This is a genomic window from Pseudomonas sp. GB2N2, assembly GCF_054897705.1.
In genome coordinates this window covers 4,335,412-4,361,258 of sequence record NZ_CM142701.1, presented here as the reverse complement: position 1 = coordinate 4,361,258, position 25,847 = coordinate 4,335,412, and the positions used below count along the sequence as shown (strand labels likewise).

Here is a 25,847-nt window from a genome sequence, read left to right as displayed (position 1 = left end):
CGTTGCGAGGGTTCACAAGGCAGGATGCGAACATCAATAACCAGAGGATGGAAGCATGGACGGTACTTCTGCAAGTCCCCAGCGACTGAATGCAGCCCAGCGATCAGCACATATTCGCGAAGTGGTGCTGGCCAAAGGCGTCGAACTGCGTAAACGCTACCCGATTCTCAACCATCAGGACGCTTTGGGCGCGGGCATTCTCGCCTTTGCGCTGGCCGGAATGATCGGCTCGGCGGCGCTCTACATCACCGGGCACATGGCGGGGTGGGTGTGCCTGCTGCTCAACGCATTTTTTGCTTCGCTGACCCACGAGCTGGAACACGACCTGATTCACAGCATGTACTTCCGCAAGCAGCGCGTGCCGCACAATCTGATGATGGGCCTGGTGTGGCTGGCGCGGCCGAGCACGATCAATCCGTGGATTCGTCGGCTTCTGCACCTCAACCACCACAAGGTGTCCGGCACGGAAACCGACATGGAAGAGCGCGCAATCACCAACGGCGAACCTTGGGGTTTCGCGCGGTTATTGATGGTGGGCGACAACGTGATGTCGGCATTTATTCGCATGCTGCGGGCCAAAACCTGGGCCCACAAGTCCAGCATCATCAAGCGCACGCTGAAAGTTTATGCGCCGCTGGCGCTGGTGCATTGGGGCGCGTGGTACGTCTTTCTCGGTTTTCATGCAGCGAATGGCATCGCCCATTTGCTCGGGACGCCAATTGAATGGTCCGCGACCACCCTGCAATTGATGCAGGTGATCGATATCGCGGCGGTGGTGATCATCGGCCCGAACGTGTTGCGCACCTTCTGCCTGCACTTTGTCAGTTCCAACATGCACTACTACGGTGATGTCGAACTGGGCAATGTGATGCAACAGTGCCAGGTCTTGAACCCTTGGTGGATGTGGCCGTTGCAGGCGTTCTGCTTCAACTTCGGCAGCAGCCACGGAATCCATCATTTTGTGGTGAAGGAGCCGTTTTACATTCGCCAGATGACCGTGCCAACGGCGCATAAAGTGATGCGTGAGATGGGGGTTCGCTTTAATGATTTCGGGACGTTTGGAAGGGCGAACCGGTTTGTGCGCAATGACGAGGTTCAGGGGCAAGCCGTAGAGGGTGTGCGCGTCTGATGGCCCCATCGCGAGCAGGCTCACTCCCACATTGGATCTCCAGTTGACACAACATTTTTGAACAACCGCGATCTCTGTAGGAGTGAGCCTGCTCGCGATGACGATGTTGCGGGCACACTCAATCAGGCTGAAACGGCGACTCGCTCAAGATCACCCCGGTCTCCTCCACATACCGCTGCCAATGCTCGATCAACGCAGTCAGCTTCTCCGGTTGGTTCACCGCCAAATCATGAATCTCCCCCGGATCACTGCCCAGGTCATACAGCTGCCAGGTCGCCGGCCCCACCGGCCCGGGAATGTAAACCGCCTTCCACTGGCCCTGCCGAATCGCCCGGCGCCCGAACAACTCCCAGATTCAGCCTACTTTCAGCTCCACACCGCCGTCGCCACCAGGCGCTGCACCCATGAGCCTTCCCTTCAAACGTGTTTTTAGTCTGTTCGCCGTTCCGGCATTGGCGGGTCTGCTGGCGTTCAGCGCCCACGCCGACGAACTCAAGGAAATCAGGATTGCCGTGCCCGACCTCAGTGCCGGTACCCAGCACAGCGGTGGCGGGGTGGTGGACGTGCTGCGTAATAACAGATCTACGAAAAAGCGTTCGCCGACCAGGGCATCACGATTCAGTGGAATTTCTTCAAGGGTGCCGGGCCGGTGATCAACGAAGCCTTCGCCAACGGTCAGGTCGACCTCGCTTACCTGGGGGATCTGGCGGCGATCATCGGCAAGTCGAACGGTCTCGACACACGACTGCTGGGCGCCTCGGCGCGGGGCGTGAAACATTACCTCGGCGTGGTGCCGGGTTCCGGGATCAAGACGCTGCAGGACCTCAAAGGCAAACGCGTGGCGATCTTTCGCGGCACTGCCACCCAACTGTCTTTCGACGCCGCGCTGGCTAGCCAGGGTTTGAGCGAGAAAGACTTGAAGGTGATCAACCTGGACTTCAGCGGTGCCGTTGCAGCGCTGGCAGCAAAGCAGATTGATGCTTCGTGGGGCAGCACCGGTTTGACCGCGCTGCAAGCCAAAGGGCTGGCCGAGTTGCCGCTGAACACCAAGGACCTGGGCGGCGCGGGCAGCGTTCAGAGTGTGCTGGTCGGTACGGGCAAATTTGTCGACGAGCATCCCGAGGTGGTCGCGAAATTGCTCAAGGCGCAACAGCAGGCCGTGGACTGGTTGACCCAGGACAGCAACAAGGACGCGTACATCCAGCTGGTTTCTGGGTTGGCGAGTTATCCGCCGGTGATTTTGACGCAGGACCTGCAGGACCAGAAATTGAGCGAGGTGTTCCCGTCGACGCTGGACCCGGTGTTCCTCGGCAAATTGCAGGACTCGGTGGATCTGGTGGCACAGCAGAAGCTGATTCGCAAGCCGTTCAAGGTGAGCGAATGGGTGGCACCGGAACTGGCGGCGGCCAAGCTCTGAATCTCTAGTGCCAATTGCGGCGCTGTCGCGAGCAGGCTCACTCCTACAGGGAATGCAGTCCAATTGTAGGAGTGAACCTGCTCGCGAAGGGGCCCTAAACCGCGACGGCGATCTGCTGCTTATCCACCGCCACCAGCGTCTCGATCATCGCCCGAGCCGCCGGCGACAACCGAAACCCGGTGCGGCTGACAATCCCGCATCGGGCACTCATGCTTTCGATGTTTTGCGGCAAATTACGCCAGTGCAGCAACGCCAGCGAACCCTTGGCAATGTCCTCGACAAACGCTTCCTCGGTTCCGATGCCAATCGCATTCGACTGCAACACGATCTTCACCAGCGCCGGAAAATGCTCGGTCTCGATGCTCGGGGAAAAATCCATTCGCCCGCTGAGGTTCGCCAACAGTTTGCGAATGCCCGGCGGAATCAGCGTGGTCGCCAGCGGGTAATCGAACATGTCGTTGGTCGACAGGCTTTCCTTGGCCAGCAACGGGTGCCCCGGGCGGCAGAAAAACACCCCACGCTTGGGCGTCAACGCCTGGGTCTGGAAGTTCGGGTCGGCCTCGAAGTGGCGGATGTCGGCGATGAAAAATTCGATCTCTTCACGGCTTAACGCGCGGCTGAGTTTTTCCCAGTTATCCACCTGAAAACAGGTGCGGACTTTCGGGTGCGCGTTGATGAATTGGGCGACCGCATCCGGCACCAGTTTCACCGCCGGGGCCGGCCCGCAACCGAAGCGCAACTCACCGGCATCGAGCTTGGTCATCTGCGTCACTTCGGCACTGAGCAGCGCGGCGCCCTGTACCAGCGTCAGCGCATGTTGCAGCACCACCTGGCCTTCGGGCGTGGGGCGCAAATCTTTATTGGCGCGGTCCACCAGCACGCAACCAAACTCTTGCTCCAGCCCTTGAATACTGCGGCTGAACGCCGGTTGAGTGATGCCCATGGCGTCAGCCGCACGAACGAAACTGCGGTGCTCGTTGAGGGCGATGAAGTAACGCAACTGACGAAGATCCATATGCTTTTCCGGCATCCTAAAAATAGCTCGAAGGCATTTGCGACGAGGGTTGCATGAGGTTTTAAATGCAAGCTCTTATTCCGTCAACGAAGCATGTGAATATCTATTAGATCTAAATTGAATATAGATAGAGCGTTGTTTCGCTGCCGCTCAACCGTAAGCCGTCCGATGAGGGTCTACCCATGAGCAATGCCGCTTTAGCTGTTGAACCCGCTGTCCACGCGCTTGAAATCCATCCGGTGGCCGGCCGGATTGGTGCCGAGATTCGTGGCGTGCAACTGTCCGGCGAGCTCTGGGGCCTGAGCTGCGTGAACTGGCAGACAAACTGGTGGCCGTGCACAGCAACGAATACGAATACGAATACGAATACGCTGGCGCCAAGCCTGACGTCTCGGCGGAGAAGCTGGAGCGCTACCGCAAAATCTTCACTTCGACCGTTTATGAAACCGAGCACCCGGTCGTCCGCGTGCACCCGATCAGCGGCGAGAAGAGTTTGTTGCCGGGGCATTTCGTCAAGCGCATCAAGGGTTATTCGCAGGCAGATTCGGCGCACTTGTGCGGGCTGTTGCAAAGCCATGTCACCCGTTTGGAAAACACTGTGCGCTGGCGCTGGAAGGCCGGTGATGTGGCGATCTGGGACAACCGCTCGACCCAGCATTACGCGGTGAATGACTATGGCACCGAAGCATTCAGGCGCTGGAACACAGCGTCGCGACGTGAACCGCGTGCAGTACCTGACCAACGCCGGCTCGGTACGTTCGCGCGGCGTCGAGTTCGAAAGCACGCTGATCCCGTTCCGCCGCCTGACCCTGAACATCAACGGCTCCTACAACGACGTCAGCTACCTCTCGTACAAAGATGCGCCATGCCCGCCGGAAGTCAGCCTGGCGCCGGGCGCTCCGGCCTCATGCGACCTCAGTGGCCATCAAATGGTCGGCGCCTCGAAATGGATTGGCAACGCCAACGGCGAATACAAATGGAACCTGAGTAACGGTTTCGAAGAATACGTCACCGCCAGCTACGCATTCCGCTCCAAGGCCGTGGGCACTGTGGAAGATTCCGACTATGGCCTGATCCCGAGTTACGCGGTGGTGAACCTGTCCACCGGCCTGCGCGGCAACTTCAACCAGGGCCAGTGGGACGTCTCGTTTTGGCTGAAAAACGCCTTCGACAAAACCTATTACTCGACCCTCTGGACCGGCGGCAACGGCGGTTATGAAGGCCTGCTCGGCACGCCCCGGACGCTGGGCCTGACCGGTCGTTACGATTTCTGACGGGCATTGGAGGAGCAAGAGCGCCGAAAACCATGCTTCTGAGGAATATTTTCAATGCCTGGAAAGCATGCGGTTTCGGCGTCGGGCGTAGACCCCTTGTAAATCAGGGCCTGCAGAGGGTTAAGCGTTTTATATATTCGATTACGATCTAAACATAACTTTAAAAATTACTTTAAGTGATAAGCGTCTGGCCCAATGATTTACCCATCGATTCGTCGGCGGGGGATGTCTGGTACGGCGTTTCGGTTATCCGCAAAAGAGACCGCAGGGAGTTAATCAATGGGCAAAGTCCAGACCGCCGCCAGCGCACATGAGGCGCTGTGGCGCCAAGCGCCAGGTGGCGAGTTGGTCGATCTCGGCCGGGTGCACCGCGTGCCTTTAGGGCAGCTGCGTTTGCAGCGTGCCCCCAAGGGCATTCTGAGTCGCCGGGAAACGATCCTGCTCGGTGTGCTGGCGTTGCTGGTGCATGGCGCAGTGATCTACTGGGTCAATCAGCAACCGACCACGGTCTTGCCGATCGTGCCGCCGGAAATTCCGCCGATGACGATTGAGTTCTCGCAACCGGCGCCACCTGTGGTCGAGCCGCCACCTCCGCCGCCACCACCACCTCCTCCGGTGGTCGAGCCACCACCGCCGGTGGAAGATGAACTGGCGGCAAAACCGCCACCACCGAAACCGATCCCGAAACCAAAACCGGTCGTCAAGCCCGTGCCGAAACCGGTGCAGAAAGTCGTTCCGCAAACGCCAGCGCCGCCACAACCGACGGCACCTGTCGCGGCCCCGGCGCCGCCCGCACCACCTACACCCGCGCCGGTGACACCGGCCTCGGCCAACGCCGCGTACCTGAAAAACCCGGCGCCGGAATACCCGTCGCTGGCGGTCCGTCGCGGCTGGGAAGGCACGGTGTTGTTGCGGGTGAAGGTTTTGGCCAACGGCAAGCCTGGCGACATTCAGATCCAGAAAGGCAGCGGTCGTGAGGCTCTTGACGAGGCGGCGATCAACGCCGTGAAGCGTTGGAGTTTCGTGCCTGCCAAGCAAGGTGAAGTCGCCCAGGAAGGCTGGGTCAGCGTGCCCATCGATTTCAAGCTGCACTAATTCATTAAACAGAAACCAAATTCGCGCGAAACGTTTACACGAGGAATTCACCATGACGTTATTGGCATCTCCACTTGAATCCATCGAAGGCGCGGTGATCTGGCTGCTGGTGGTTTTTTCCGTCGCCACTTGGGGCCTGGCGCTGCTCAAGGGCGTGCAGTTCGGCCGCCTGAAGGCGCAGGACCGAAGGTTTCATAAACAGTTTTGGGCGGCGTCGAGCCTGGATTCGGCAGCGGAACTGGCCGAGACTCAGCCCGGCGCAGCGGCCCGTGTGGCCCAGGCCGGTTACGCGGCGATTCAGGTGGGAGAAGCGCCACCGGCGGCGGATTTGAGCCAGGCGATCAATCATCAGGATCGTCTGGAGCGCGCTTTGCGTCAGCAGATCGTGCGTGAACGGCGCTCGCTGGAAACCGGATTGGCAGTGGTCGCGAGTATTGGCAGCACGTCGCCGTTCATTGGTTTGTTCGGCACCGTTTGGGGAATCATGGAAGCGTTGAAAGGCATCAGCGCGGCAGGTTCCGCCAGCCTGGAAACGGTGGCCGGACCGATCGGTGCGGCGCTGGTGGCGACGGGCGTGGGTATCGCCGTCGCGGTGCCGGCGGTGCTGGTTTACAACTACTTTTTACGGCGTCTGAAACTGACGGCGGCGGACCTGGACGACTTCGCCCATGACTTCTACAGCTTGGCGCAGAAGAGTTCGTTCCGCGTACTGATCCACCCGACGGCGCACAAAGCCGCCGCCACGGGCAACGCGCAGAAAGTGAAGGAGGCGTCCTGATATGGCCTTCTCCACGCAAGACAGCGATGAGGTGCTGAGCGAGATCAACGTGACACCGCTGGTGGACGTGATGCTGGTGCTGTTGGTGGTGTTTATCGTCACCGCGCCGCTGCTGACCAACGCGATACCGATCAACCTGCCCAAGACCGAGGCCGTGGCCCCGGTGGAGCAGAAAGACCCGCTGATGGTGAGCATCGACGGTGCCGGGAAGCTGTTTATCAACAAGGATGAAATCAAGCCGGACTTGCTGGAATTCAACCTCAAGTCGGCGAAGGCCAAGGACCCGGATGTGCGCGTGCAATTGCAGGCGGATGACGGGGTGAATTACGGCGAAGTGGCGCGCGCCATGGCGTCGATCGAACGGGCCGGGATTACCAAATTGTCGGTGATCACCGCGCGTTAACAGATTTCGTTTTTCCGGGGCCGTCTCCTTGGCAGGGTGCGGCCCTTTTTTTATTCCCAGGAAAACACCCGTCTCTCATATTCTTTATGGGTCTTAATAAATAGCTTCTTATTCCTTAACGAATATAACTCTCCTCCCTATACTTGACCGGGAACAGACATGCAGCAGGAGAGCTCCCCATGCGCAACGAATCAATTCGCTACCTGATTGTGCCGGGCTGGCAAGGATCGCCAGATGATCATTGGCAAAGCCACTGGCAGAACAGTTTGCCGAACAGCGCACGGGTCGAGCAGGCCGATTGGCTGACACCGCGTCGCGAAGACTGGGTCGCGGCGCTGGCCGAGGCGATTGCCGCCGACAGCACGCCCGTGATCCTGATTGCCCATAGCCTGGGCTGCATCACGGTGGCGCATTGGGCGGCCACCGCGCCATTGAATTTTCTGCGTCAGGTGCGCGGTGCCTTGCTGGTCGCGCCCGCGGATGTCGAGCGCCCGGCCTGTGCGCCGGCGCTGCGCAACTTTGCACCGATTCCGACGAATCTGCTGCCGTTCCCCAGTCAAGTGGTCAGCTCCGACAACGACAGTGCCGTCAGCGCTCCGCGTGCCCTGGAACTGGCGCGTAACTGGGGCGCCGAGGCAGGGATTCTGGCGGGTGCCGGGCACATCAACGTGAAGTCCGGGCATCAGCGTTGGGAGCAGGGCTTTGCTTATTTGTATCGCCTGCAAAACCGCATGGAACATCACGCTCTGCGCCGCGCTTGAGTCTTTTTATTTTTTCTTTTTTTTAAAATCGCCCCCCGTCTCCCGGCGGTTTTGGGCGGGAGTCTGCCATGAGCTTTGAAGTTTTCGGTCAGCCACTGCTGACCTTCCCCGATGCAGAAAAAAGTCCCCTGAGCATCCGCGCCAAGGCGCTGGTGTTTGTCGATCCACGCTCGCGTCAGTTGCGCGAAGAGCTGGAGCAACTGGCACCGCGCGCGATCTCGGTGTTGATCCGTGGCGAAACCGGCAGCGGCAAGGAATTGCTCGCGCGGCACATTCACCGGGCCAGCGATCGAGGCGGCTTGTTCGTGTCGGTCAATTGCGGGGCGATCAGCCCGACGTATGCCGACGCTGAATTGTTTGGCTATGCCGCTGGCAGTTACAGCGGTTCGGCAAGCAGCCGCGCTGGCTGGTTCGGTTCGGCTAATGGCGGCACGCTGTATCTGGACGAGATCGGCGATTTGCCGCTGCCGATCCAGATCAAGTTGCTCGCGGCGCTGGAAAACCATGAAGTCACGCGCGTCGGCTCGTCTCAGCCGAGCCCGGTGGACGTGCGCCTGGTCGCGGCAACCAGCATCGACCTTGCGCAAGCCGTGGCGGCCGGTAAATTCCATGAGCGGCTCTATCACTACCTCAGCGAAGGTCAGCTGGAATTGCCGGCGTTGCGCGAACGGGTGGGCGATATCCTGTCCCTGTCCGAATATTTCCTCGGTATCTACAGCCAGCGCCTGGACCTGCCCGTGCCGCTGATCAGCGAAGCGGCGCAGCATCTGCTGGAACAACACAGCTGGCCAGGCAACACCCGAGAGCTGGAAAACGTCATTCACTTCGCACTGTTGGTGAGCACCGGCGACGAAATTTTGCCAGAGCATCTGAACCTGACCGCGCCGCTGACGCAGATCGAGCGGCAGCTCAAGCACATCCTCATTAAAGGCACTGCTGCCGAGCGAGCCGCCCTGAAGCAACTCTTGAAGCAAACCGAATCATTGTAGGAGCGAGCAAGCTCGCTCCTACAGGGTGCGAACAAAATGGAATATGAAAGTGAATAAAAGATATTGTTCGGGAATAAAAATTCTCGGTATCTTCCGCTTCACGCCAGCGATAGCACTTCGCTGGCACCTCAACTTTTAGCCGTCGTCACTGGCGACCGTGATTTTCGATAAGGACACTGCATGAAAAAGGTTCTGTTGTTCACCGCACTGGCGGCTGCCCTGACTGCGGGCCTGGCCCAGGCCGGCGAGAAACTGGTGGTTGCGGCGACCCCGATTCCACACGCCGAGATTCTCGAACTGATCAAGCCAGCCCTCGCCAAAGAAGGCGTGGACCTGGAAATCAAAGTGTTCACCGACTACGTTCAGCCGAACGTACAAGTGGCGGAAAAGCACCTGGACGCCAACTACTTCCAGACCCAGCCTTACCTGGACAGCTTCAACAAAGGCAAGGGCACTAACCTGGTGACCGTGATCGGTGTTCACGTTGAACCGTTCGGTGGTTACTCGAAGAAGTACAAATCGTTGGCTGAACTGCCGAACGGCGCAACCATCGCTCTGCCGAACGAAGGCAGCAACAGCGGTCGTGCTCTGCTCCTGCTGCAGAAGGCTGGCCTGATCGAATTGAAAGACCCGAAAAACGCTCTGTCGACGCCGAAAGACATCGCCAAGAACCCGCACAACTTCAAGTTCAAGGAACTGGAGTCGGCCTTGCTGCCGCGTGTTCTGGACCAGGTCGACCTGGATTTGATCAACACCAACTACGCGCTGGAAGCAGGTCTGAACCCGGCTAAAGACGCGCTGGTCATTGAAGGTGCCGATTCGCCTTACGTGAACTTCCTGGTGGCTCGTCCGGACAACAAGGACAGCGACGCCATCAAGAAACTGGCCAAGGCGTTGACCAGTCCTGAAGTGAAAGCATTCATCGCCAAGAAGTACAGCGGCGCGGTATTGCCGGCGTTCTGATTAGACGCAGCAACAAACCCCTTCAAGGTTTCGAACGCCGACGGCTAACACCAGCGTCGGCGTGATCGTTCCTACACTCGGCGTGGGAATGATCTATATCGTTCAGGCCACCCTGGCCTTCAACGCCCTGCGCAACGCCACCAGCAGTTTAAGAATGTCCTGCGGATCCAGTCGTTGCGGCACTTTTACTTCAGCCATGTTCGCTTCCTTGTGAGGGGTCGGCCGGGAGAGTCTGGCCAAAAGCTGTGCGTCCTTGGAGGGGGAACTCGAAAAAAAGATCCTTCCTACAGCGCAAAGGAAAATAGTCGTCTTCCATCGTCACGGCAAATCCGCGAGATAGTTTTTTGCGTGATATCCATATGCTTTAACGGTATTTAAATTCTTTTTCTTATGCCTTTAAAGTCTGTGCCTGCCAGGTGGTTATCCACCGCCCATGGACCGCACCGCCGTCGCTTGCCGAGCGACGTTCAGGATGTTCAATGAACTTCGATTACGCTTTTATCCTCAGCACCTTGCCGGCGTTTCTCAAGGCCGTGGGCGTGACGCTGCAGGTCGGTTTTATCGCCATCGGCACCTCGTTGCTGGTGGCGCTGATCAACGCGACGATCCTGGTGTTTCGTACGCCTTACCTGCAACGCCTGGTCGGGTTGTACGTGGAGCTGGCGCGCAACACGCCGTTGCTTATCCAGCTGTTCTTTGTGTACTTCGCGTTGCCGGCGCTGGGCATCAAGGTGTCCGGCTTCGCTGCGGCGATCATCACCATGACGTTCCTTGGTGGCGCTTACCTCACTGAAGTATTGCGTGCCGGCGTGGACGCAGTGCCCCAGGCGCAACTCGAATCCGGGCGCTCCATCGGTTTGTCCCACGGGCAATTGCTGCGCTACGTGATCCTGCCCCAGGCCGGCATCCTCAGCTTGCCCTCGCTGTTCGCCAACTTCATTTTCCTGCTCAAGGAGACCACCGTGGTCTCCGCCGTGGCCGTCCCGGAAATTCTCTACACCACCAAAAGCTATATCGCGCTCTACTACAAAACCTATGAAATGCTCGCCGTGCTGACGTTGATTTGCGTGCTGCTGTTTTTGCCGCTGTCGCTGCTGCTCAGCCGCCTGGAAAGGAGGCTCCAGCATGGCCAGTTCGGGTCTTGAATTGCTCTGGGTGTCACTACCGCAACTGGGCAAGGGCGCGGCGCAAACCCTGTCGATCTCCTTTCTGAGCATCGCCATCAGTACGGTTGGCGGCGTGCTCTACGGCGTATTGCGGACGCTGAATTCGACATGGTTGAACGCGATCCTGCGGGTCTATCTGGAACTGTTTCGCGCGATCCCGGTGCTGGTCTGGTTGTATCTATTGTTTTTCGGCCTGCCGATTTTCTTTGGCCTGAGCATTCCGAGCTTCTGGTGCGCGGTGCTGGTGCTGTCGTTGTGGGGCGCCAGCGAAGTCGGAGAAGTAGTGCGCGGCGCCTTGCATTCGTTGCCGCGCGGCCAGCGCGAGGCGGGGTTGTCGATCGGCCTGAACGGCCCGCAACTCTACGGCTACGTGTTGCTGCCCCAAGCGCTGAAACGCATGACACCGCCGACCATCAACGTCTACACGCGCATCATCAAGACCAGTTCGCTGTCGGTGCTGATCGGCGTGGTGGATGTGATCAAGGTCGGCCAGCAGATCATCGAACGCACCTACGAATCCGTGCTGATCTATGGCGCGCTGTTCCTGTTTTTCTTTTTCATCTGCTACCCGCTCTCGGCCGCTTCGCGCGTGCTGGAGCGGCGCTGGACGCAAGCATGAGCGCATTGATCGAGTTCAAGGGCTTCAACAAGTTTTTCGGCGAGCAGCAGGTACTCGACGGCATTGACCTGCAAGTGAAGCCGGGCGAAGTGATCGTCATCCTCGGGCCGAGCGGCTGCGGCAAAAGCACCTTGCTGCGCTGCCTCAACGGTCTGGAAATCGCGCACAGTGGCAGCCTGAAGTTTGCCGGCCGTGAGCTGCTGGACAAAGGCACCGACTGGCGCGAAGTGCGCCAGCAGATCGGCATGGTGTTCCAGAGTTATCACCTGTTCCCGCACATGAGCGTGCTCGACAACCTGTTGCTGGGCCCGGTCAAGGTACAGAAGCGCGACCGCCATGAAGCCCGTGTCCAGGCCGAATCCCTGCTTGCGCGTGTGGGCCTGCTGGACAAGCACGACGCCTTCCCGCGCCAGCTCTCCGGCGGCCAGCAACAACGCATCGCCATCGTCCGCTCGCTGTGCATGAACCCCCAGGTCATGCTGTTCGATGAAGTCACCGCCGCCCTCGATCCGGAAATGGTCAAGGAAGTGCTGGAAGTTATTCAGGGCCTGGCCCGCGAAGGCATGACGCTGCTGATCGTCACCCACGAAATGGCCTTTGCCCGCGCCGTGGCCGACCGCATTGTGTTCATGGATGCCGGGCGAATCCTTGAGCAAAACCCTCCCGAGATGTTCTTTACGAACCCGCAAACCGCACGAGCGCAGCAGTTCCTGGAGAAGTTCTCCTACGTCGCCGCACTACCCAAAATGACTCAAACGAAGGAATCGGAACTGTTATGAAAACTGCCAAGTCTTCTCTATTTTTACTGCCGCTGCTCGGCCTCGCGCTGTTGGCCGGTTGCAACAAAACCGAGGAACCGGCGAAGCCGAAAGTCGCCAGTGAAAGCACTGCGCCGGCCAGCTACATCGACAAAATCAAGGCGCGGGACAAGCTGATCGTCGGCGTCTTCACCGACAAGCCGCCGTTTGGTTTCGTCAATGAGGCCGGGCGTTATGTGGGTTTCGATACTGACATCGGCCGTCAATTCGCCAAGGATTTGCTGGGCGATGAAAACAAGGTCGAGTTCGTTGCGGTCGAGCCGGCGAGCCGGATTCCGTTCCTGCAAAGCGACAAGGTCGACCTGATCCTGGCCAACATGACCGTGACCCCGGAACGCAAGGAAGCGGTGGACTTTACCAACCCGAACCTGAAAGTTGCGGTACAGGCGCTGGTGCCACAGGCCAGCGAAGTGAAAAACCTCGATGACCTGGCAACCCGCACGACCATCGTTACCACCGGCACCACGGCGGACATCTGGCTGACCAAGAATCACCCGGACTGGAAACTGCTGAAATTCGAGAAAAACTCCGAATCCCTGCAAGCCTTGGCCAACGGTCGCGGCGACGCTTATGCGCAGGACAATCTGGTGCTGTTCAGCTGGGCCAAGCAAAACCCTGGCTACCGCGTGCTGGACCAGAAACTCGGCGCCGAAGCACCGATTGCCCCGGCGGTGAAGAAGGGCAATATCGAGCTGCGTGACTGGGTGAATACTGAGTTGGCGAAGCTGGGCGAAGAGAAGTTTTTGCTCAAGCTGTACGACCAGTATGTGCGTAAAGAACTAAGCGATGACACCAAGCCTGAGAGCGTGATTGTCGAGGGTGGCAAGTGGCAGGGGTGATTCGCCGTTTCATATAGAGAGCCTCCAATACCTAGCATTTCTGCTAGGTATTCGCCCCTCGGGTACTGGTGCAAGCTGAATACTTTTGCGGGGGTGTTGCAATGAGCACGTCAAAAGCCAGCTTGTGTCGTTACCGCTACAGCGCGCTTGATCTGCTGACAGGGATTGAGCTCGCCGGGCAACAACCGCAGCAACGGTTTTACTGCCGCGAGCACCTGGCGACCGATGTTCAAGGCGCGGCCAGCCAGAGCGTGTTCCAGCAAGGTCATCAACTGTTGGCGCTGCAATCGCGTGACAGTGGTGGCGTCAATAACCGGCTGCTGGCCACGGACCCACAGCGCTCCGTGTTGCAGGTGACTGATCGTGGTGGATCGGTGCAGCAGGTTTATTCGCCTTATGGTCACCGTCGGATCGAAAGCGGTGCTGGGAGTCTCTTGGGGTACAACGGCGAAGCGGTCGATCCGCTCACCGGTCATTACCTGCTCGGCAATGGACATCGCATGTTCAACCCGGCGCTGATGCGCTTCAACAGGCCGGACGAGTTAAGCCCGTTCAGTCGCGGTGGACTGAATCCGTATGCGTATTGTGTGGGCGATCCAGTAAATTTCAGTGATCCGACCGGGCAGTTTGCCGAAATCGGCCGATTGATCACCAGCATCCTGGGTTTGTCGAATACAGGACTGGGCATGACCCGTGCCATCCCCTCCTTTAACCTGGCCAAGGATGCCTTGGGATTGGGTGCATTGAGGAAATTACCGGCCAGACAGGGCTTTGCGGCAACCAGCACGGTGGTGGCCAGTGGGTTGATACTCACCACGGGTGTGGCTGGGGTTGCCAGTGCCGTTGTGTTATTCGTCGAGAATCCTGAGGCAGCCAAAATACTGGGTTATGTCGCATTAGGGCTGACTACGCTGGCGGTAGCCTCGAGAGTGGGGACTTACTGGGCTGTGAGAAAGCCCGGGACTGAAGCTGCCTTGGTGAGTTTTGTGAAGAACAAGGGGCAGGTGAGCATCGCGACACCCCACGCGTCACCACGGCCTTCGGTGTCTTTCGAGCCCTCGGCTCCCCCACTAACGCCAGGCCTGGGACCAACAGAATTTTGGAGCACGGCCAACAACATTCGTCGTAGGTCTATCTGAAGGCACAGCCGACAGATTGGCCGATCAATCCGGCCATTACCAAGCCGGTTCATCCAGTAGCCACTCCCCAACAATCCCGCTCTGCCCGAGGTTTTTCTCCAGCACAGTGGGAACAGCAAACCTGTGCACCTATTGAACCCTGTTCTAAGCTCACAGTCGTATCGCCATTGGCACGTCCGTACAACGCAAAGGAGTCTGCATGGCTGGTCCCGGATTGAAAAGAGTGGTTGGCCTGAGCCTGCTTGTCCTGCTGAGCGCCTGCGGGGAAAAACCCCAGGGCGAAAAGGACCGTCCGCGGGTGTTCGTGCAAGCCGTCACGCCTCTGGATTACGCCGCGTCCGTGACCCTCACCGGCGATGTGCAGGCGCGCGTGCAGACTGAGTTGTCCTTCCGCGTGGGCGGCAAGATCATCCAGCGCATGGTCGATGTCGGAGACCGGGTTACAGCCAGACAGGTATTAGCCAAACTCGACCCGAAAGACCTGCAAACCAGTGTCGACTCGGCCCAGGCGCAGGTCACCGCCGAGCAGGCGCGGGTCAAGCAGACCGCCGCCGCCTTCGTTCGCCAGCAAAAACTCCTGCCCAAGGGCTACACCAGCCAAAGTGAATTCGACTCCGCCCAAGCCGCGTTGCGCAGCAGCCAAAGTGCGTTGACGGCGGCCCAGGCGCAGTTGGCCAACGCCCGTGAGCAACTGGGCTACACCTCGCTGATCGCTGATGCGCCGGGGATTATCACGGCCCGTCAGGCCGAAGTCGGTCAGGTGGTGCAGGCGACAATGCCGATTTTCAGCCTCGCCCGGGACGGTGAGCGTGACGCGGTGTTCAACGTCTACGAATCGCTGCTGGCGGAGGCGCCGGCAGATAAAACCATTATGGTCAGCCTGCTCGACAACCCCGCCATCAAAACCAAGGGCACCGTCCGGGAAATCACTCCGGCGGTGTCCGCGCAGACCGGCACGGTGCAGGTCAAAGTCACCCTTGATGCGCTGCCGGAAGGCATGCAGCTCGGTTCGGTGGTCAGTGCCACGGCGAAGACGCCGGGCAAATCAGCCGTCGAGCTGCCGTGGTCGGCGCTGACCAAAAATCTCAGCGATCCGGCCGTGTGGCTGGTGGACGACGAAGGCAAGGCGCAGTTGCACACGGTCACGGTCGGTCGTTACCTGACCGGCAAAGTCATCATCAGCGACGGCCTGAAGGGTGGTGAAAAAGTCATCATTGCCGGCGGCCAGTTGTTGCATCCCGGGGTGAAGGTGGAAATCGCCGAAAACACCTACAAAGACCTGGCCGAAGGAGCCCAGCCATGAGGCGCGTGTTGCTGGGGCTCGCCGGTGTGATGCTGGTGGCCTGTTCGGAAAAAGAGCCACCGCCGGAGCCAGTGCGTCCGGTGTTGTCGATCAAGGTCCAGGCGCTGGACGAGGAAACCCTCGGCCGCTTCGCCGGGAGCATTCAGGCCCGTTACGAAACCAATGTCGGTTTCCGTGTGCCGGGACGGATCGCCAGCCGCAACGTCGATGTCGGCGCCGAAGTCCAGAAGGGCGCCTTGCTCGCCACGCTGGACCCCACTGATCAGCAAAACCAGCTGCGCTCGGCCCAGGGCGATCTGGCGAAGATTCAGGCGCAGCTGATCAACGCCCAGGCCAACGCCCGGCGTCAGCAGGAACTGTTCGATCGTGGCGTTGGCGCGCAGGCGCAACTGGACATCGCCCAGACCGACCTGAAAACCACCCAGGCCTCGATGGACCAGGCCAAGGCCGCGGTCGATCAGGCCAAGGACCAACTCGGTTACGTCGAATTGCGCACCGATCACAAAGCCATCGTCACCGCGTGGAATGCCGAAGCCGGGCAAGTGGTGACTGCCGGCCAGCAAGTGGTGACCCTGGCGCAGCCGGACATCAAGGAAGCGGTGATCGACCTGCCCGATACGCTGGTCGAGCAGTTGCCGACGGACGTGGTGTTCCAGGTCGCCGTGCAACTGGACCCGAGCATCACCACCACCGCCATCGTTCGTGAAATCGAACCCCAGGCGCAGAGCGCCACCCGCACCCGCCGCGCTCGCTTGACCCTGACGGACACGCCGCCCGGTTTTCGGCTGGGCACTGCGATCAGCGTCACCCTCAGTTCCGCAATCAAACCGCGCATTGAGCTGCCACTGACCGCGCTGCAGGAAGTCGATGGCAAAACACGCATCTGGGTCATCGACGCACCCACCCAAACCGTGTCCCCACGTGACGTCAGCCTGGTCAGCCGCACCGATTCGACCATGATCCTGGCGAGCGGCGTAAAGTCCGGCGAGCGAGTGGTCAGTGCCGGCGTCAACAGCCTGAAACCGGGGCAGAAAGTGAAAATCGATGAGGACAGCCCACAATGAAAGGGAGTTTCAACTTATCCGAATGGGCCCTCAAGCATCAGTCGTTTGTCTGGTACCTGATGTTCGTCGCCCTGCTGATGGGCGTGTTCTCGTACATGAACCTCGGTCGCGAGGAAGACCCGTCGTTCACCATCAAGACCATGGTTATCCAGTCCAGTTGGCCGGGCGCGACCCAGGAAGAAACCCTCAAACAGGTCACTGACCGCATCGAGAAAAAACTCGAAGAGCTCGATTCCCTCGACTACGTGAAAAGCTACACCCGGCCCGGCGAATCGACGGTGTTTGTGTATCTGCGCGACACCACCAGCGCCAAGGACATTCCGGAAATCTGGTACCAGGTGCGCAAGAAGATCAACGACATTCGCGGCCAGTTCCCCAAAGGCCTGCAAGGGCCGGGGTTCAACGACGAGTTCGGTGATGTGTTCGGTTCGGTGTACGCCTTTACTGCTGACGGTTTGTCGATGCGCCAGTTGCGCGATTACGTCGAACAGGTGCGCGCCGAGATTCGTGAAGTGCCGGGCCTGGGCAAGGTCGAGATGGTCGGTGAGCAGGATGAAGTGCTCTACCTGAATTTTTCCACACGCAAACTGGCGGCGCTGGGTATCGATCAGCGCCAAGTGGTGCAGAGCCTGCAATCGCAAAACGCGGTGACGCCTGCCGGCGTGATCGAAGCCGGTCCGGAGCGAATTTCCGTGCGCACCTCGGGTCAATTCGCGTCCGAGAAAGACCTGGAAAACGTCAACCTGCGGCTCAACGATCGCTTCTATCGTCTGGCCGACATTGCCGAGATCAGCCGTGGCTACGTCGACCCGGCAACGCCCGAATTCCGCTTCAATGGCCACCCGGCCATCGGCCTCGCCATCGCGATGAAGAAGGGCGGCAACATTCAGGAATTCGGCAAGGCGCTGCACCAGCGCATGACCGGGCTGACGGCTGACCTGCCGGTCGGTGTCGGCGTACATAACGTGTCCGACCAGGCCGATGTTGTGGAAAAAGCCGTCGGTGGCTTTACCAGCGCGCTGTTCGAAGCCGTGGTGATCGTGCTGATTGTCAGCTTCATCAGCCTCGGCGTGCGCGCCGGTCTGGTGGTGGCGTGCTCGATCCCGCTGGTGCTGGCGATGGTCTTTGTGTTCATGGAATACAGCGGCATCACCATGCAGCGGATCTCCCTCGGCGCGTTGATCATTGCCCTCGGGCTGCTGGTGGACGACGCGATGATCACCGTGGAGATGATGGTCACGCGCCTGGAAATGGGCGAGACCAAGGAGCAGGCGGCCACGTTCGCCTACACCTCGACCGCGTTCCCCATGCTCACCGGCACGCTGGTGACGGTGGCCGGTTTTGTGCCCATCGGCCTCAACGCCAGTTCGGCAGGGGAGTACACGTTCACGTTGTTCGCGGTGATTGCGGTGGCGATGCTGGTGTCGTGGGTGGTCGCGGTGTTGTTCGCGCCGGTGATCGGCGTGCACATTCTCAGCGCCAAGGTGAAACCTCACAGCACGGAGCCCGGGCGCATCGGCCGTGCATTCAATTACGGCATGCTCTGGTCCATGCGCCATCGGTGGTGGGCCATCGGCATCACCATCGCCTTGTTCGTGGCGTCGGTGTTCTCCATGCAGTTCGTGCAGAACCAGTTCTTCCCGTCCTCGGACCGTCCGGAAATCCTCGTCGACCTGAACCTGCCGCAAAACGCCTCGATCGCCGAAACCCGCAAGGCGGTGGACAAGCTCGAAGCGACGTTCAAGGACGATCCGGACATCGTGCGCTGGAGCACCTACATCGGCGAAGGCGCGATCCGTTTCTACCTGCCTCTCGACCAGCAACTGCAGAACCCGTACTACGCGCAATTGATCATCGTCAGCAAAGGCCTGGAGTCGCGCACGGCCCTGAGCCAGCGTTTGCGCGAGCGCCTGCGCAAGGATTTCGTCGGCATCGGCAGCTATGTGCAGGCGCTGGAAATGGGCCCGCCAGTGGGCCGGCCGATCCAGTACCGGGTCAGCGGCAAGGACATCGACCAGGTGCGCAAACAGGCCATCGCGCTGGCCACCGAACTCGACAAAAACCCGCACATCGGCGAGATCATTTACGACTGGAACGAGCCGGGCAAAGTCCTGCGCATCGACATTGCCCAGGACAAGGCGCGGCAGCTGGGGCTGTCGTCGGAGGACGTGGCCAACCTGATGAACAGCATTGTGGTCGGTGCGCCGGTGACCCAGGTCGATGACGATATCTACCTGATCAACGTCGTCGGTCGCGCGGTGGACGCCGAGCGCGGTACGCCAGAGACCTTGCAGAACCTGCAAATCGTCACGCCGAGTGGCACCTCGATCCCGCTGCTGGCCTTCGCGACCGTGCGTTATGAACTGGAGCAGCCGCTGGTGTGGCGGCGCGACCGCAAACCGACCATCACCATCAAGGCGGCGGTGCGCGACGAGATTCAACCGACCGATCTGGTCAAGCAACTGAAACCGGAAATCGATAAATTCGCCGACGGTTTGCCGGTGGGCTACAAGGTTGCCACTGGCGGTACGGTTGAGGAAAGCGGCAAGGCCCAGGGGCCGATTGCCAAGGTCGTGCCGTTGATGCTGTTTCTGATGGCGACGTTCCTGATGATCCAGTTGCACAGCGTGCAGAAGATGTTCCTGGTGGCCAGCGTCGCGCCGCTTGGCCTGATCGGCGTGGTGCTGGCGTTGATCCCGACGGGCACGCCGATGGGCTTCGTGGCGATCCTGGGGATTCTGGCGCTAATCGGCATCATCATCCGCAACTCGGTGATTCTGGTGACGCAGATCGACGCCTTGGAGAAAGAGGGATTGGCACCGTGGGATGCGGTGGCGCAAGCCACGGAACACCGTCGTCGGCCGATTCTGTTGACGGCTGCGGCGGCGAGCTTGGGGATGATCCCGATCGCCCGGGAAGTGTTCTGGGGGCCGATGGCGTACGCGATGATCGGCGGGATTATTATTGCGACGTTGCTGACGCTGCTGTTTTTGCCGGCGCTGTATGTGGCCTGGTACAAAATCCGCGAGCCGAAGAAAGAGACGACCTGATAAAAAACAAAAGATCGCAGCCTGCGGCAGCTCCTACGGGTGGACGCAAAACCCTGTAGGAGCTGCCGCAGGCTGCGATCTTTTGATCTGCCTAATCCGCGCGACGCCAAACACTCGCCAGCCAAGGCTGTTGCTCCCGCGGCAGTCCCTCCGGCCGGTAGTAATGCTCCAGCTCGACAAACCCCGCCGCAGTCAGCAAATCCTGCCACGCCTGAAGATCGTGATACGCCCCATACCGCGGCCCATTCCATCCTTCCTGGTTTTCGCCACGGGGATTGGAACTGAACAACACCCCACCCGGCTTCAAAGCCCTGTGCAACTCCTTCAAAACCCGAGGCAACTCCTGGCGCGGAATATGAAACAGCACCGCATTGGCGAAGATCCCGTCGAAGCGCTCCGCCGGCAAATCAAGTTTCAGAAAATCCTGCTGCCAGACCTCGCAACCACTGTCTTCACGCGCCATCTGCGCAAATTTTTCCGAGCCGTCGAGGCCGACCGCTATGTGGCCCATGCGCGTGAAAGTCTGCAAATCGCGACCGGGACCGCAGCCGAAGTCGAGGATGTCGAACGGCGCCTCGCCTTGAATATGCCGTAACAGCGCGTCGATGTTCTGGCTGACATCGTGATCGCGCGTCCCTTCGCGAAAACCCTCGGCCACCGAGTTGTAATGGCCGAGGGTGGTGGAAGTGATTTGCTGAAGATCGTCGGGGGACTGTTTCATGGTTGGCTGCGCTGGCAATTGGGATTCGCCGAATATACGCCATGCCCTTACTGACTCAACGCTTATTGAGCCCCCGAGCCAACCGATCCCCACCCAACTGAATCACCGCCACCAGGACCACCAGCAGCACAATGACCGTCAACATGATCTGGCTATCAAACCGCTGATACCCGTACCGATAGGCAATGTCGCCCAGCCCACCGGCACCAATCGCCCCGGCCATGGCCGACGAGTTGATCATGGTCACCAAGGTAATGGTGAAACCGCCGACGATCCCCGGCAGCGCCTCAGGCAACAACACATGCCAGACGATGTGCCAGCGCCGGCAGCCCATCGCCTGCGCCGCTTCGATTAAACCAAAATCCACCTCGCGCAAACTGACTTCGGCAATCCGCGCAAAAAACGGCGTAGCGGCAATCGTCAGCGGTACCACGGCGGCCCAGACGCCGTAAGTAGTGCCGACAATCAACCGCGTGAACGGAATCAGCGCCACCATCAGAATCAGGAATGGGATCGAGCGGAACAGGTTCACGAATGCGCCCAGCACGCGGTTGAGCATCGGTGCCTGGTAGATGCCACCCTTGTCGCTGGTGACCAGAATCACCGCCATCGGAATGCCCGCCAGCAATGCGATCAGCGAGGACACGCCGACCATTAAAAACGTGTCGATGAACCCTTGCAGCAAGCGATCAAACCACATAACCCAGCACCTCCACCTGTTGCGCGAAGTGAGCAGCGCGCTGACGCAGTTCCTCGGCACCGAGTGCCGAGCCAGCCACCGCCAGCAACAATTGCCCCAACGCGTGGCCCTGAATCCGTTCCACGCCACCTTGCAGCAACCGCACGCGCCCACCGAGTGCGGTGAACAGTGCGGCCAGGTCCGGTTCGTGCGTGGCGCTGCCGGTGAACTGCAAACGCAAGACCACGGCGGCGTCCGACGACTGTGGCTGAGCCTGAAGGCGACTTTGCAACTCTTGCGGCAGCGCATGCTGCAACGGCGCCAACAACGTCTTGCTGACTTCATGCTGCGGGTTGCCGAACACTTCCCACACCGGGCCTTGCTCGACGATACGCCCGTGCTCCAGCACCACGACGCGGTCGCAGATATCGCGGATCACCGCCATCTCGTGGGTGATCAGGATGATGGTCAAACCCAGGCGCTGGTTGATCTCGCGCAGCAGGCCGAGGATTGATTGCGTGGTCTCCGGGTCCAGCGCCGACGTAGCTTCGTCGCACAGCAGGATTTGCGGGTCGTGCACCAGCGAACGGGCGATGCCGACGCGCTGTTTCTGCCCGCCGGACAGCTGCGCTGGGTACGCCTTGTGTTTCTCTTGCAAGCCCACCAGTTCCAGCAGTTCGCGAACTTTCTTTTGGCGTTTTTCCTTCGGCACACCGGCAACTTTCAGTGGCAGTTCGACGTTCTGCCAGACCGTCTTGGCCGACATCAGGTTGAAGTGCTGGAAGATCATGCCAATGCGCCGACGCAGCGCGACCAGACGGTCTTCATCGAACTCGCCGATGTCCACCTGATCGATCAGCACACGCCCCGTGCTCGGTTGTTCGAGGCGGTTGATGGTGCGGATCAGCGACGACTTGCCGGCGCCGCTGCGGCCGATGATGCCGAACACTTCACCGCGCTGGATCGCCAGATCGATGCCGTGCAGCGCCGCCACCGGACCTTGCTGGCCGTTGTAGGTCTTGCCCAGGCCGATGAACCGTACATGAGCATGGTTCAGGTCACGGTGCAGTTCAGTCTTTTCGGCTTTCTGAGGCTCTGGAATATCCAGTCGCCGTTGGATCGCTGCCGTCATTCTCAGCTTTCCCAACCGGCTTGGTAGAGCTTGCCGTGGGCTTTATCGAGGGCAGCGCGAACGGCTGGCGAGTGCTGGTAAATGTCGACGAATTTGATCAGGCGCGGGTCGGTTTTGCTTTTCGGCTGGATCACGAACTGGATCACGTATTCCTTGTGGTCGAGGCCGTCGAACAGCAGCGCGGAACCGGCATCAAAGGTCTTCGCCAGGCGAATGTAGGCCGGGTAGCCCTGGACCAGATCGGCGTCGTCATAGGCGCGCACCAGTTGCACGGCTTCGACCTGGAGGATTTTGATTTTCTTCGGATTGGCGATGATGTCTTCTTCGGTGGCCTTGTAGCCGACACCCGGTTTGAGGGTGATCAGCCCGGCTTTGGCCAGCAGTTGCAGACCGCGACCGCTGTTGATCGGGTCGTTGGCAATGGCGACGCTGGCGCCTTCAGGAAGCTCGTCGAAGCTTTTGTATTTTTTCGAGTAGAGGCCGACGTTGTTGATGATCCCCGGCGCGAACGGCACCAGGTCAAAACCGGCGGCGGCCTTGGCGTTTTCCAGGAACGGCACGTGCTGGAAGTAGTTCACGTCGATGTCACCGGCGGCGAGGCTGACGTTGGGGGCGATCCAGTCGGTGAACTCGACGAGTTCGACCTTGAGCCCTTGTTTGTTGGCTTCTTCGACGGCGGCTTCCAGCGAGATGGCGAAAGCGGCAGTGGTCCCGACTTTCAGCGGCGCGTCGGCGGCGAAGGTGATGGAGCTGAACAGGCCGAGGGCCAGGGCCAGTGCTTTGACTGGGTGAGAGAGGTAGTGCTTTTTCATAATGAGATTTCCAGTCAGTGCATTAATTTTTGGGTTTCATGGCGGGCCTCATCGCTGGCAAGCCAGTTCCCACGGGGATTTTTTGAGCGCCCGAGAACCCTGTGGGAGCTGGCTTGCCAGCGATGCTTTTAGCGTCGAAACGCGGAACCCGTGTGTTGCTCCGGCAAATGCGCCTCGGCGTGAAACAGCTTCTCGCGCAGGCTGCCATCGTCATAAGCGGTCTTGTACGACCCGCGACGCTGCAGCTCGGGAATCACCAGATCAATAAAATCCACATAGCTTTCTGGCGTGACGATCCGGGTCAGGTTGAAGCCATCCAGCCCGGTCTCGGCGATCCAGGATTCCAGCTCGTCGGCCACTTGTTCCGGTGAACCGACCACGGTGATGTAGCGACCACCGAGGGCGTGTTGCTCGAGCAATTTGCGCCGGGTCCAGTCGTTGTTTTGCAGGTTCTTGGTGGCGGACTGGATCGCGTTGCTCTTCACGTACTGGATCGGTTCGTCGATGTCGTACTCGGAGAAATCGATCCCGGTGGACGCGGAGAAATGCGCCACACCGGCCTCGGCGCTGGCGTAGCTCAGGTACTCGGCGTGCTTGGCCCAAGCGAGTTCTTCGGTGGCGCCGACAATCACGTTCAGGCCCATGAACACCTTGATGTCCTCGGGATTGCGCCCGGCATCGACGGCGCTGGCGCGCACCTTGTCCACCTGAACCTTGGTCGAAGGCTTGGTCTGTCCGCTGATGAATACGCACTCGGCATGACGCCCGGCGAACAGTAAACCGCGATCCGAACTGCCGGCCTGGAACAGCACCGGCGTGCGTTGCGGCGACGGCTCGCAGAGATGATAACCCTCGACCTGATAGAACTCGCCCTTGTGCTCGACCTTGTGCACTTTGTCTGGCTGCGCGTAGATCCGTTGCTGTGGATCGTTGAGCACCGCGCCGTTTTCCCAGCTGCCCTCCCAGAGTTTGTAGAGCACTTCCAGGTATTCATCGGCCTGGTCGTAACGACGGTCATGCTCGACCTGCTCGCTCAGGCCCATGGCTTTGGCGGCGCTGTCGAGGTAGCCCGTGACAATGTTCCAGCCCACCCGACCGCGGCTCAAATGATCGAGGGTCGACATGCGCCGGGCGAACAGGTACGGCGGCTCATACGTCAGGTTGGCGGTGAGGCCGAAGCCGAGGTTTTTCGTTACGGCGGCCATCGCTGAGACCAGCAACAGCGGATCGTTGACCGGCAGCTGGATCGACTCTTTCAACGGCACATCGACCGAGTTCTGGTAGACGTCGTACACACCGACGATGTCGGCGATGAACAAGCCGTCGAACAAACCGCGCTCGAGCAACTGCGCCAGTTCGGTCCAGTATTCAATAGTTTTGTATTGGGTGGAGGTGTCCCGTGGGTGCGTCCACAAGCCATGATTGATGTGCCCGATGCAGTTCATGTTGAACGCGTTGAGCAGGATTTTCTTTTTAGCGTCGGTCATCAAATGGTCCCCCGCAGCGGCGGGTTTTCATCGTTGAGGTAATAGTTGCCGACCGCGTGATATTTCCAGCGCACCGGGTCGTGCAGCGTGTGCACCCGCGCGTTACGCCAGTGGCGATCAAGGCCGTGCTCGATCAGGGTGGCCTGGCTGCCGGCCAGTTCGAACAGCGTGCTGCCGGCGGCGAGAGAAATTTCGGTGCTGATGGCCCGCGCCTCGGCGACGGCAATCGACGCGGCGGCGACGGTCTCGGCGTTGGTGTCGGCCTGGGCCTTGTCAAGGAATTCGCCCGAGCGTTCCAGCAGTGCTTCGGTGGCGTGCAGACGAATGCTCAAGTAGCCGAAGCTTTTGATGGTCAGCGGGTCGTCGGTGGCTTTTTCATGGGTGGCATCAATCCACGGCCGGGTTTTGGTGCGCACGAAATGCAGCGCATCTTCATACGCCGCGCGGGCGATGCCGGTGTCGATGGCGGCGTGAAGAATCTGCGCCAATGGGCCGACGGTCGTCGGGCGTTCGAAAGCGCTTTGAAACGGGATCACGTCTTCGGCGGCGACGTAGACGTCTTCGAACACCACCGAACCGCTGCCGGTGGTGCGCTGGCCGAAACCGCTCCAGTCATCGATAACGGTCAGGCCTTTGCTGTCGCGCGGGACGAACGCCAGTTGCTGCACGCCGTTTTCATCCACGACTGAGGTCGGGATGCGTTGCGCGTAGATTGCGCCCGTGGCGTAGAACTTGCGGCCGTTGATGCGATAGCCATCTACGTCCCGCTTCAGGCTGGTGGTTCGGTCGCTTGCGGTTTTGGTGCCGAGTTCAGCGAGTGCATTGCCGAATCGCTGGCCGGCCAACACGTCGGCATAAAGACGCTTTTTCTGCTCGGCGCTGCCGTTCACGCGCAGTACTTCAAGGGCGTAAAAATGGTTCTGCGGAATTTGCCCGAGCGAACCGTCAGCCCGGGCGATCAAGGCGATCACCTTGGCCAGCGTGACGTTGGATACGCCCGCTCCGCCGTACTCTTTCGGCACACTGATGCCCCACAGGCCCGAGCGGGAAAACACTTCCAGTTCCGGGTGCGGCAGGCGACGTTCGCGGTCACGCAGGGCGCTGTCGCGTTTGAAATCTTCGGCCAGGTCGGTGGCGACAATCAGGGCTTGCTCATCGCTGGTTATGACCGCGACGTGGTGAGAAATGGGCATG

The 25,847-nt window shown here is 59.8% G+C and carries 22 protein-coding genes and 4 pseudogenes; 18 read left to right on the top strand and 8 right to left on the bottom strand.

The genetic code is table 11. The features are described 5' to 3' along the window. Positions 1-55 precede the first annotated feature (55 nt). On the top strand, positions 56-1,129 hold the full coding sequence (locus tag ACYZT4_RS20100) for a fatty acid desaturase (protein ID WP_461982583.1): 1,074 nt from the start codon (positions 56-58) through the stop codon (positions 1,127-1,129). Positions 1,130-1,247: 118 nt separating this feature from the next. Here the strand turns inward: ACYZT4_RS20100 and ACYZT4_RS20095 are convergent. Continuing rightward, a pseudogene (locus tag ACYZT4_RS20095) lies at positions 1,248-1,481 on the bottom strand (arylsulfatase); the annotation flags it as partial. A 52-nt stretch (positions 1,482-1,533) separates the two neighbouring features. On the opposite strand from ACYZT4_RS20095, the pseudogene ACYZT4_RS20090 reads away from it, so the two are divergent. Then, positions 1,534-2,546, top strand: a pseudogene (locus ACYZT4_RS20090) (ABC transporter substrate-binding protein). A gap of 94 nt (positions 2,547-2,640) precedes the next feature. Here the strand turns inward: ACYZT4_RS20090 and ACYZT4_RS20085 are convergent. Beyond that, the gene (locus ACYZT4_RS20085) at positions 2,641-3,561 is read right to left on the bottom strand and encodes a LysR family transcriptional regulator (RefSeq protein WP_461982582.1); all 921 of its coding nucleotides are present in this window, start codon (positions 3,559-3,561) and stop codon (positions 2,641-2,643) included. Between the two features lie 182 nt (positions 3,562-3,743). Here ACYZT4_RS20085 and ACYZT4_RS20080 point away from each other — a divergent pair. The 16 genes and pseudogenes from ACYZT4_RS20080 to ACYZT4_RS20005 all read left to right on the top strand — a co-directional run. Continuing rightward, positions 3,744-4,246: pseudogene (locus ACYZT4_RS20080) on the top strand (TauD/TfdA dioxygenase family protein); the annotation flags it as partial. 28 nt (positions 4,247-4,274) lie between these two features. Next, positions 4,275-4,835, top strand: a pseudogene (locus tag ACYZT4_RS20075) (TonB-dependent receptor); the annotation flags it as partial. Between the two features lie 279 nt (positions 4,836-5,114). Then, positions 5,115-5,930: an energy transducer TonB gene (locus ACYZT4_RS20070; protein WP_461982580.1), complete on the top strand. Its 816-nt coding sequence runs from the start codon at positions 5,115-5,117 to the stop codon at positions 5,928-5,930. A gap of 52 nt (positions 5,931-5,982) precedes the next feature. Continuing rightward, entirely contained in the window at positions 5,983-6,708 is a 726-nt protein-coding gene (locus ACYZT4_RS20065; protein WP_461982578.1) for a MotA/TolQ/ExbB proton channel family protein, read from the top strand. 1 nt (position 6,709) lies between these two features. After that, positions 6,710-7,111 carry an ExbD/TolR family protein gene (locus ACYZT4_RS20060; RefSeq protein ID WP_461982576.1) on the top strand — a complete coding sequence of 134 codons (402 nt, stop codon included), beginning with the start codon at positions 6,710-6,712 and terminating at the stop codon, positions 7,109-7,111. Positions 7,112-7,290: 179 nt separating this feature from the next. Beyond that, positions 7,291-7,872 carry an alpha/beta hydrolase gene (locus ACYZT4_RS20055; protein ID WP_461982574.1) on the top strand — a complete coding sequence of 194 codons (582 nt, stop codon included), beginning with the start codon at positions 7,291-7,293 and terminating at the stop codon, positions 7,870-7,872. Positions 7,873-7,940: 68 nt separating this feature from the next. After that, positions 7,941-8,861 carry a sigma 54-interacting transcriptional regulator gene (locus ACYZT4_RS20050; protein WP_461982572.1) on the top strand — a complete coding sequence of 307 codons (921 nt, stop codon included), beginning with the start codon at positions 7,941-7,943 and terminating at the stop codon, positions 8,859-8,861. Positions 8,862-9,041: 180 nt separating this feature from the next. Further along, positions 9,042-9,824 carry a MetQ/NlpA family ABC transporter substrate-binding protein gene (locus tag ACYZT4_RS20045; protein WP_461982570.1) on the top strand — a complete coding sequence of 261 codons (783 nt, stop codon included), beginning with the start codon at positions 9,042-9,044 and terminating at the stop codon, positions 9,822-9,824. Between the two features lie 479 nt (positions 9,825-10,303). Continuing rightward, positions 10,304-10,969 (top strand): amino acid ABC transporter permease, encoded by a 666-nt coding sequence (locus tag ACYZT4_RS20040; RefSeq protein WP_008148239.1) that lies wholly within the window; start codon positions 10,304-10,306, stop codon positions 10,967-10,969. Next, positions 10,950-11,609, top strand: a complete 660-nt coding sequence (locus tag ACYZT4_RS20035) for an amino acid ABC transporter permease (protein ID WP_461982568.1) — start codon at positions 10,950-10,952, stop codon at positions 11,607-11,609. Before ACYZT4_RS20040 ends, ACYZT4_RS20035 begins: the two co-directional genes overlap by 20 nt. Further along, a complete protein-coding gene (locus tag ACYZT4_RS20030; protein ID WP_461982566.1) occupies positions 11,606-12,388 on the top strand; it encodes an amino acid ABC transporter ATP-binding protein in 783 nt (260 codons plus the stop codon). The genes ACYZT4_RS20035 and ACYZT4_RS20030 overlap by 4 nt, the downstream gene beginning before the upstream one ends. Further along, positions 12,385-13,266 carry a transporter substrate-binding domain-containing protein gene (locus tag ACYZT4_RS20025; RefSeq protein ID WP_461982564.1) on the top strand — a complete coding sequence of 294 codons (882 nt, stop codon included), beginning with the start codon at positions 12,385-12,387 and terminating at the stop codon, positions 13,264-13,266. The genes ACYZT4_RS20030 and ACYZT4_RS20025 overlap by 4 nt, the downstream gene beginning before the upstream one ends. Positions 13,267-13,367: 101 nt before the next feature. Continuing rightward, a complete protein-coding gene (locus ACYZT4_RS20020) occupies positions 13,368-14,405 on the top strand; it encodes an RHS repeat-associated core domain-containing protein (RefSeq protein ID WP_461982562.1) in 1,038 nt (345 codons plus the stop codon). Between the two features lie 199 nt (positions 14,406-14,604). Further along, positions 14,605-15,708 carry an efflux RND transporter periplasmic adaptor subunit gene (locus tag ACYZT4_RS20015; protein ID WP_461982560.1) on the top strand — a complete coding sequence of 368 codons (1,104 nt, stop codon included), beginning with the start codon at positions 14,605-14,607 and terminating at the stop codon, positions 15,706-15,708. Beyond that, complete coding sequence (locus tag ACYZT4_RS20010; RefSeq protein WP_461982558.1) at positions 15,705-16,772, top strand: efflux RND transporter periplasmic adaptor subunit; 1,068 nt, start codon at positions 15,705-15,707, stop codon at positions 16,770-16,772. Before ACYZT4_RS20015 ends, ACYZT4_RS20010 begins: the two co-directional genes overlap by 4 nt. Next, positions 16,769-19,822, top strand: coding sequence for an efflux RND transporter permease subunit (locus tag ACYZT4_RS20005; RefSeq protein WP_461982556.1), 3,054 nt, complete (start codon positions 16,769-16,771; stop codon positions 19,820-19,822). Before ACYZT4_RS20010 ends, ACYZT4_RS20005 begins: the two co-directional genes overlap by 4 nt. A 91-nt stretch (positions 19,823-19,913) precedes the next feature. Here the strand turns inward: ACYZT4_RS20005 and ACYZT4_RS20000 are convergent, their stop codons facing one another. From ACYZT4_RS20000 to ACYZT4_RS19975, 6 genes are all read right to left on the bottom strand, one after another. Next, the gene (locus ACYZT4_RS20000) at positions 19,914-20,543 is read right to left on the bottom strand and encodes a class I SAM-dependent methyltransferase (protein ID WP_461982554.1); all 630 of its coding nucleotides are present in this window, start codon (positions 20,541-20,543) and stop codon (positions 19,914-19,916) included. A gap of 55 nt (positions 20,544-20,598) precedes the next feature. Next, the gene (locus ACYZT4_RS19995) at positions 20,599-21,243 is read right to left on the bottom strand and encodes a methionine ABC transporter permease (RefSeq protein ID WP_461982552.1); all 645 of its coding nucleotides are present in this window, start codon (positions 21,241-21,243) and stop codon (positions 20,599-20,601) included. Then, positions 21,233-22,354 carry a methionine ABC transporter ATP-binding protein gene (locus ACYZT4_RS19990; protein WP_461982550.1) on the bottom strand — a complete coding sequence of 374 codons (1,122 nt, stop codon included), beginning with the start codon at positions 22,352-22,354 and terminating at the stop codon, positions 21,233-21,235. Before ACYZT4_RS19990 ends, ACYZT4_RS19995 begins: the two co-directional genes overlap by 11 nt. A gap of 2 nt (positions 22,355-22,356) precedes the next feature. Then, positions 22,357-23,166 carry a MetQ/NlpA family ABC transporter substrate-binding protein gene (locus tag ACYZT4_RS19985; RefSeq protein WP_461982548.1) on the bottom strand — a complete coding sequence of 270 codons (810 nt, stop codon included), beginning with the start codon at positions 23,164-23,166 and terminating at the stop codon, positions 22,357-22,359. A 128-nt stretch (positions 23,167-23,294) separates the two neighbouring features. Beyond that, positions 23,295-24,653, bottom strand: a complete 1,359-nt coding sequence (locus ACYZT4_RS19980) for an LLM class flavin-dependent oxidoreductase (protein ID WP_461982546.1) — start codon at positions 24,651-24,653, stop codon at positions 23,295-23,297. Further along, complete coding sequence (locus ACYZT4_RS19975) at positions 24,653-25,846, bottom strand: SfnB family sulfur acquisition oxidoreductase (protein ID WP_461982544.1); 1,194 nt, start codon at positions 25,844-25,846, stop codon at positions 24,653-24,655. The genes ACYZT4_RS19980 and ACYZT4_RS19975 overlap by 1 nt, the downstream gene beginning before the upstream one ends. Position 25,847 lies beyond the last annotated feature (1 nt).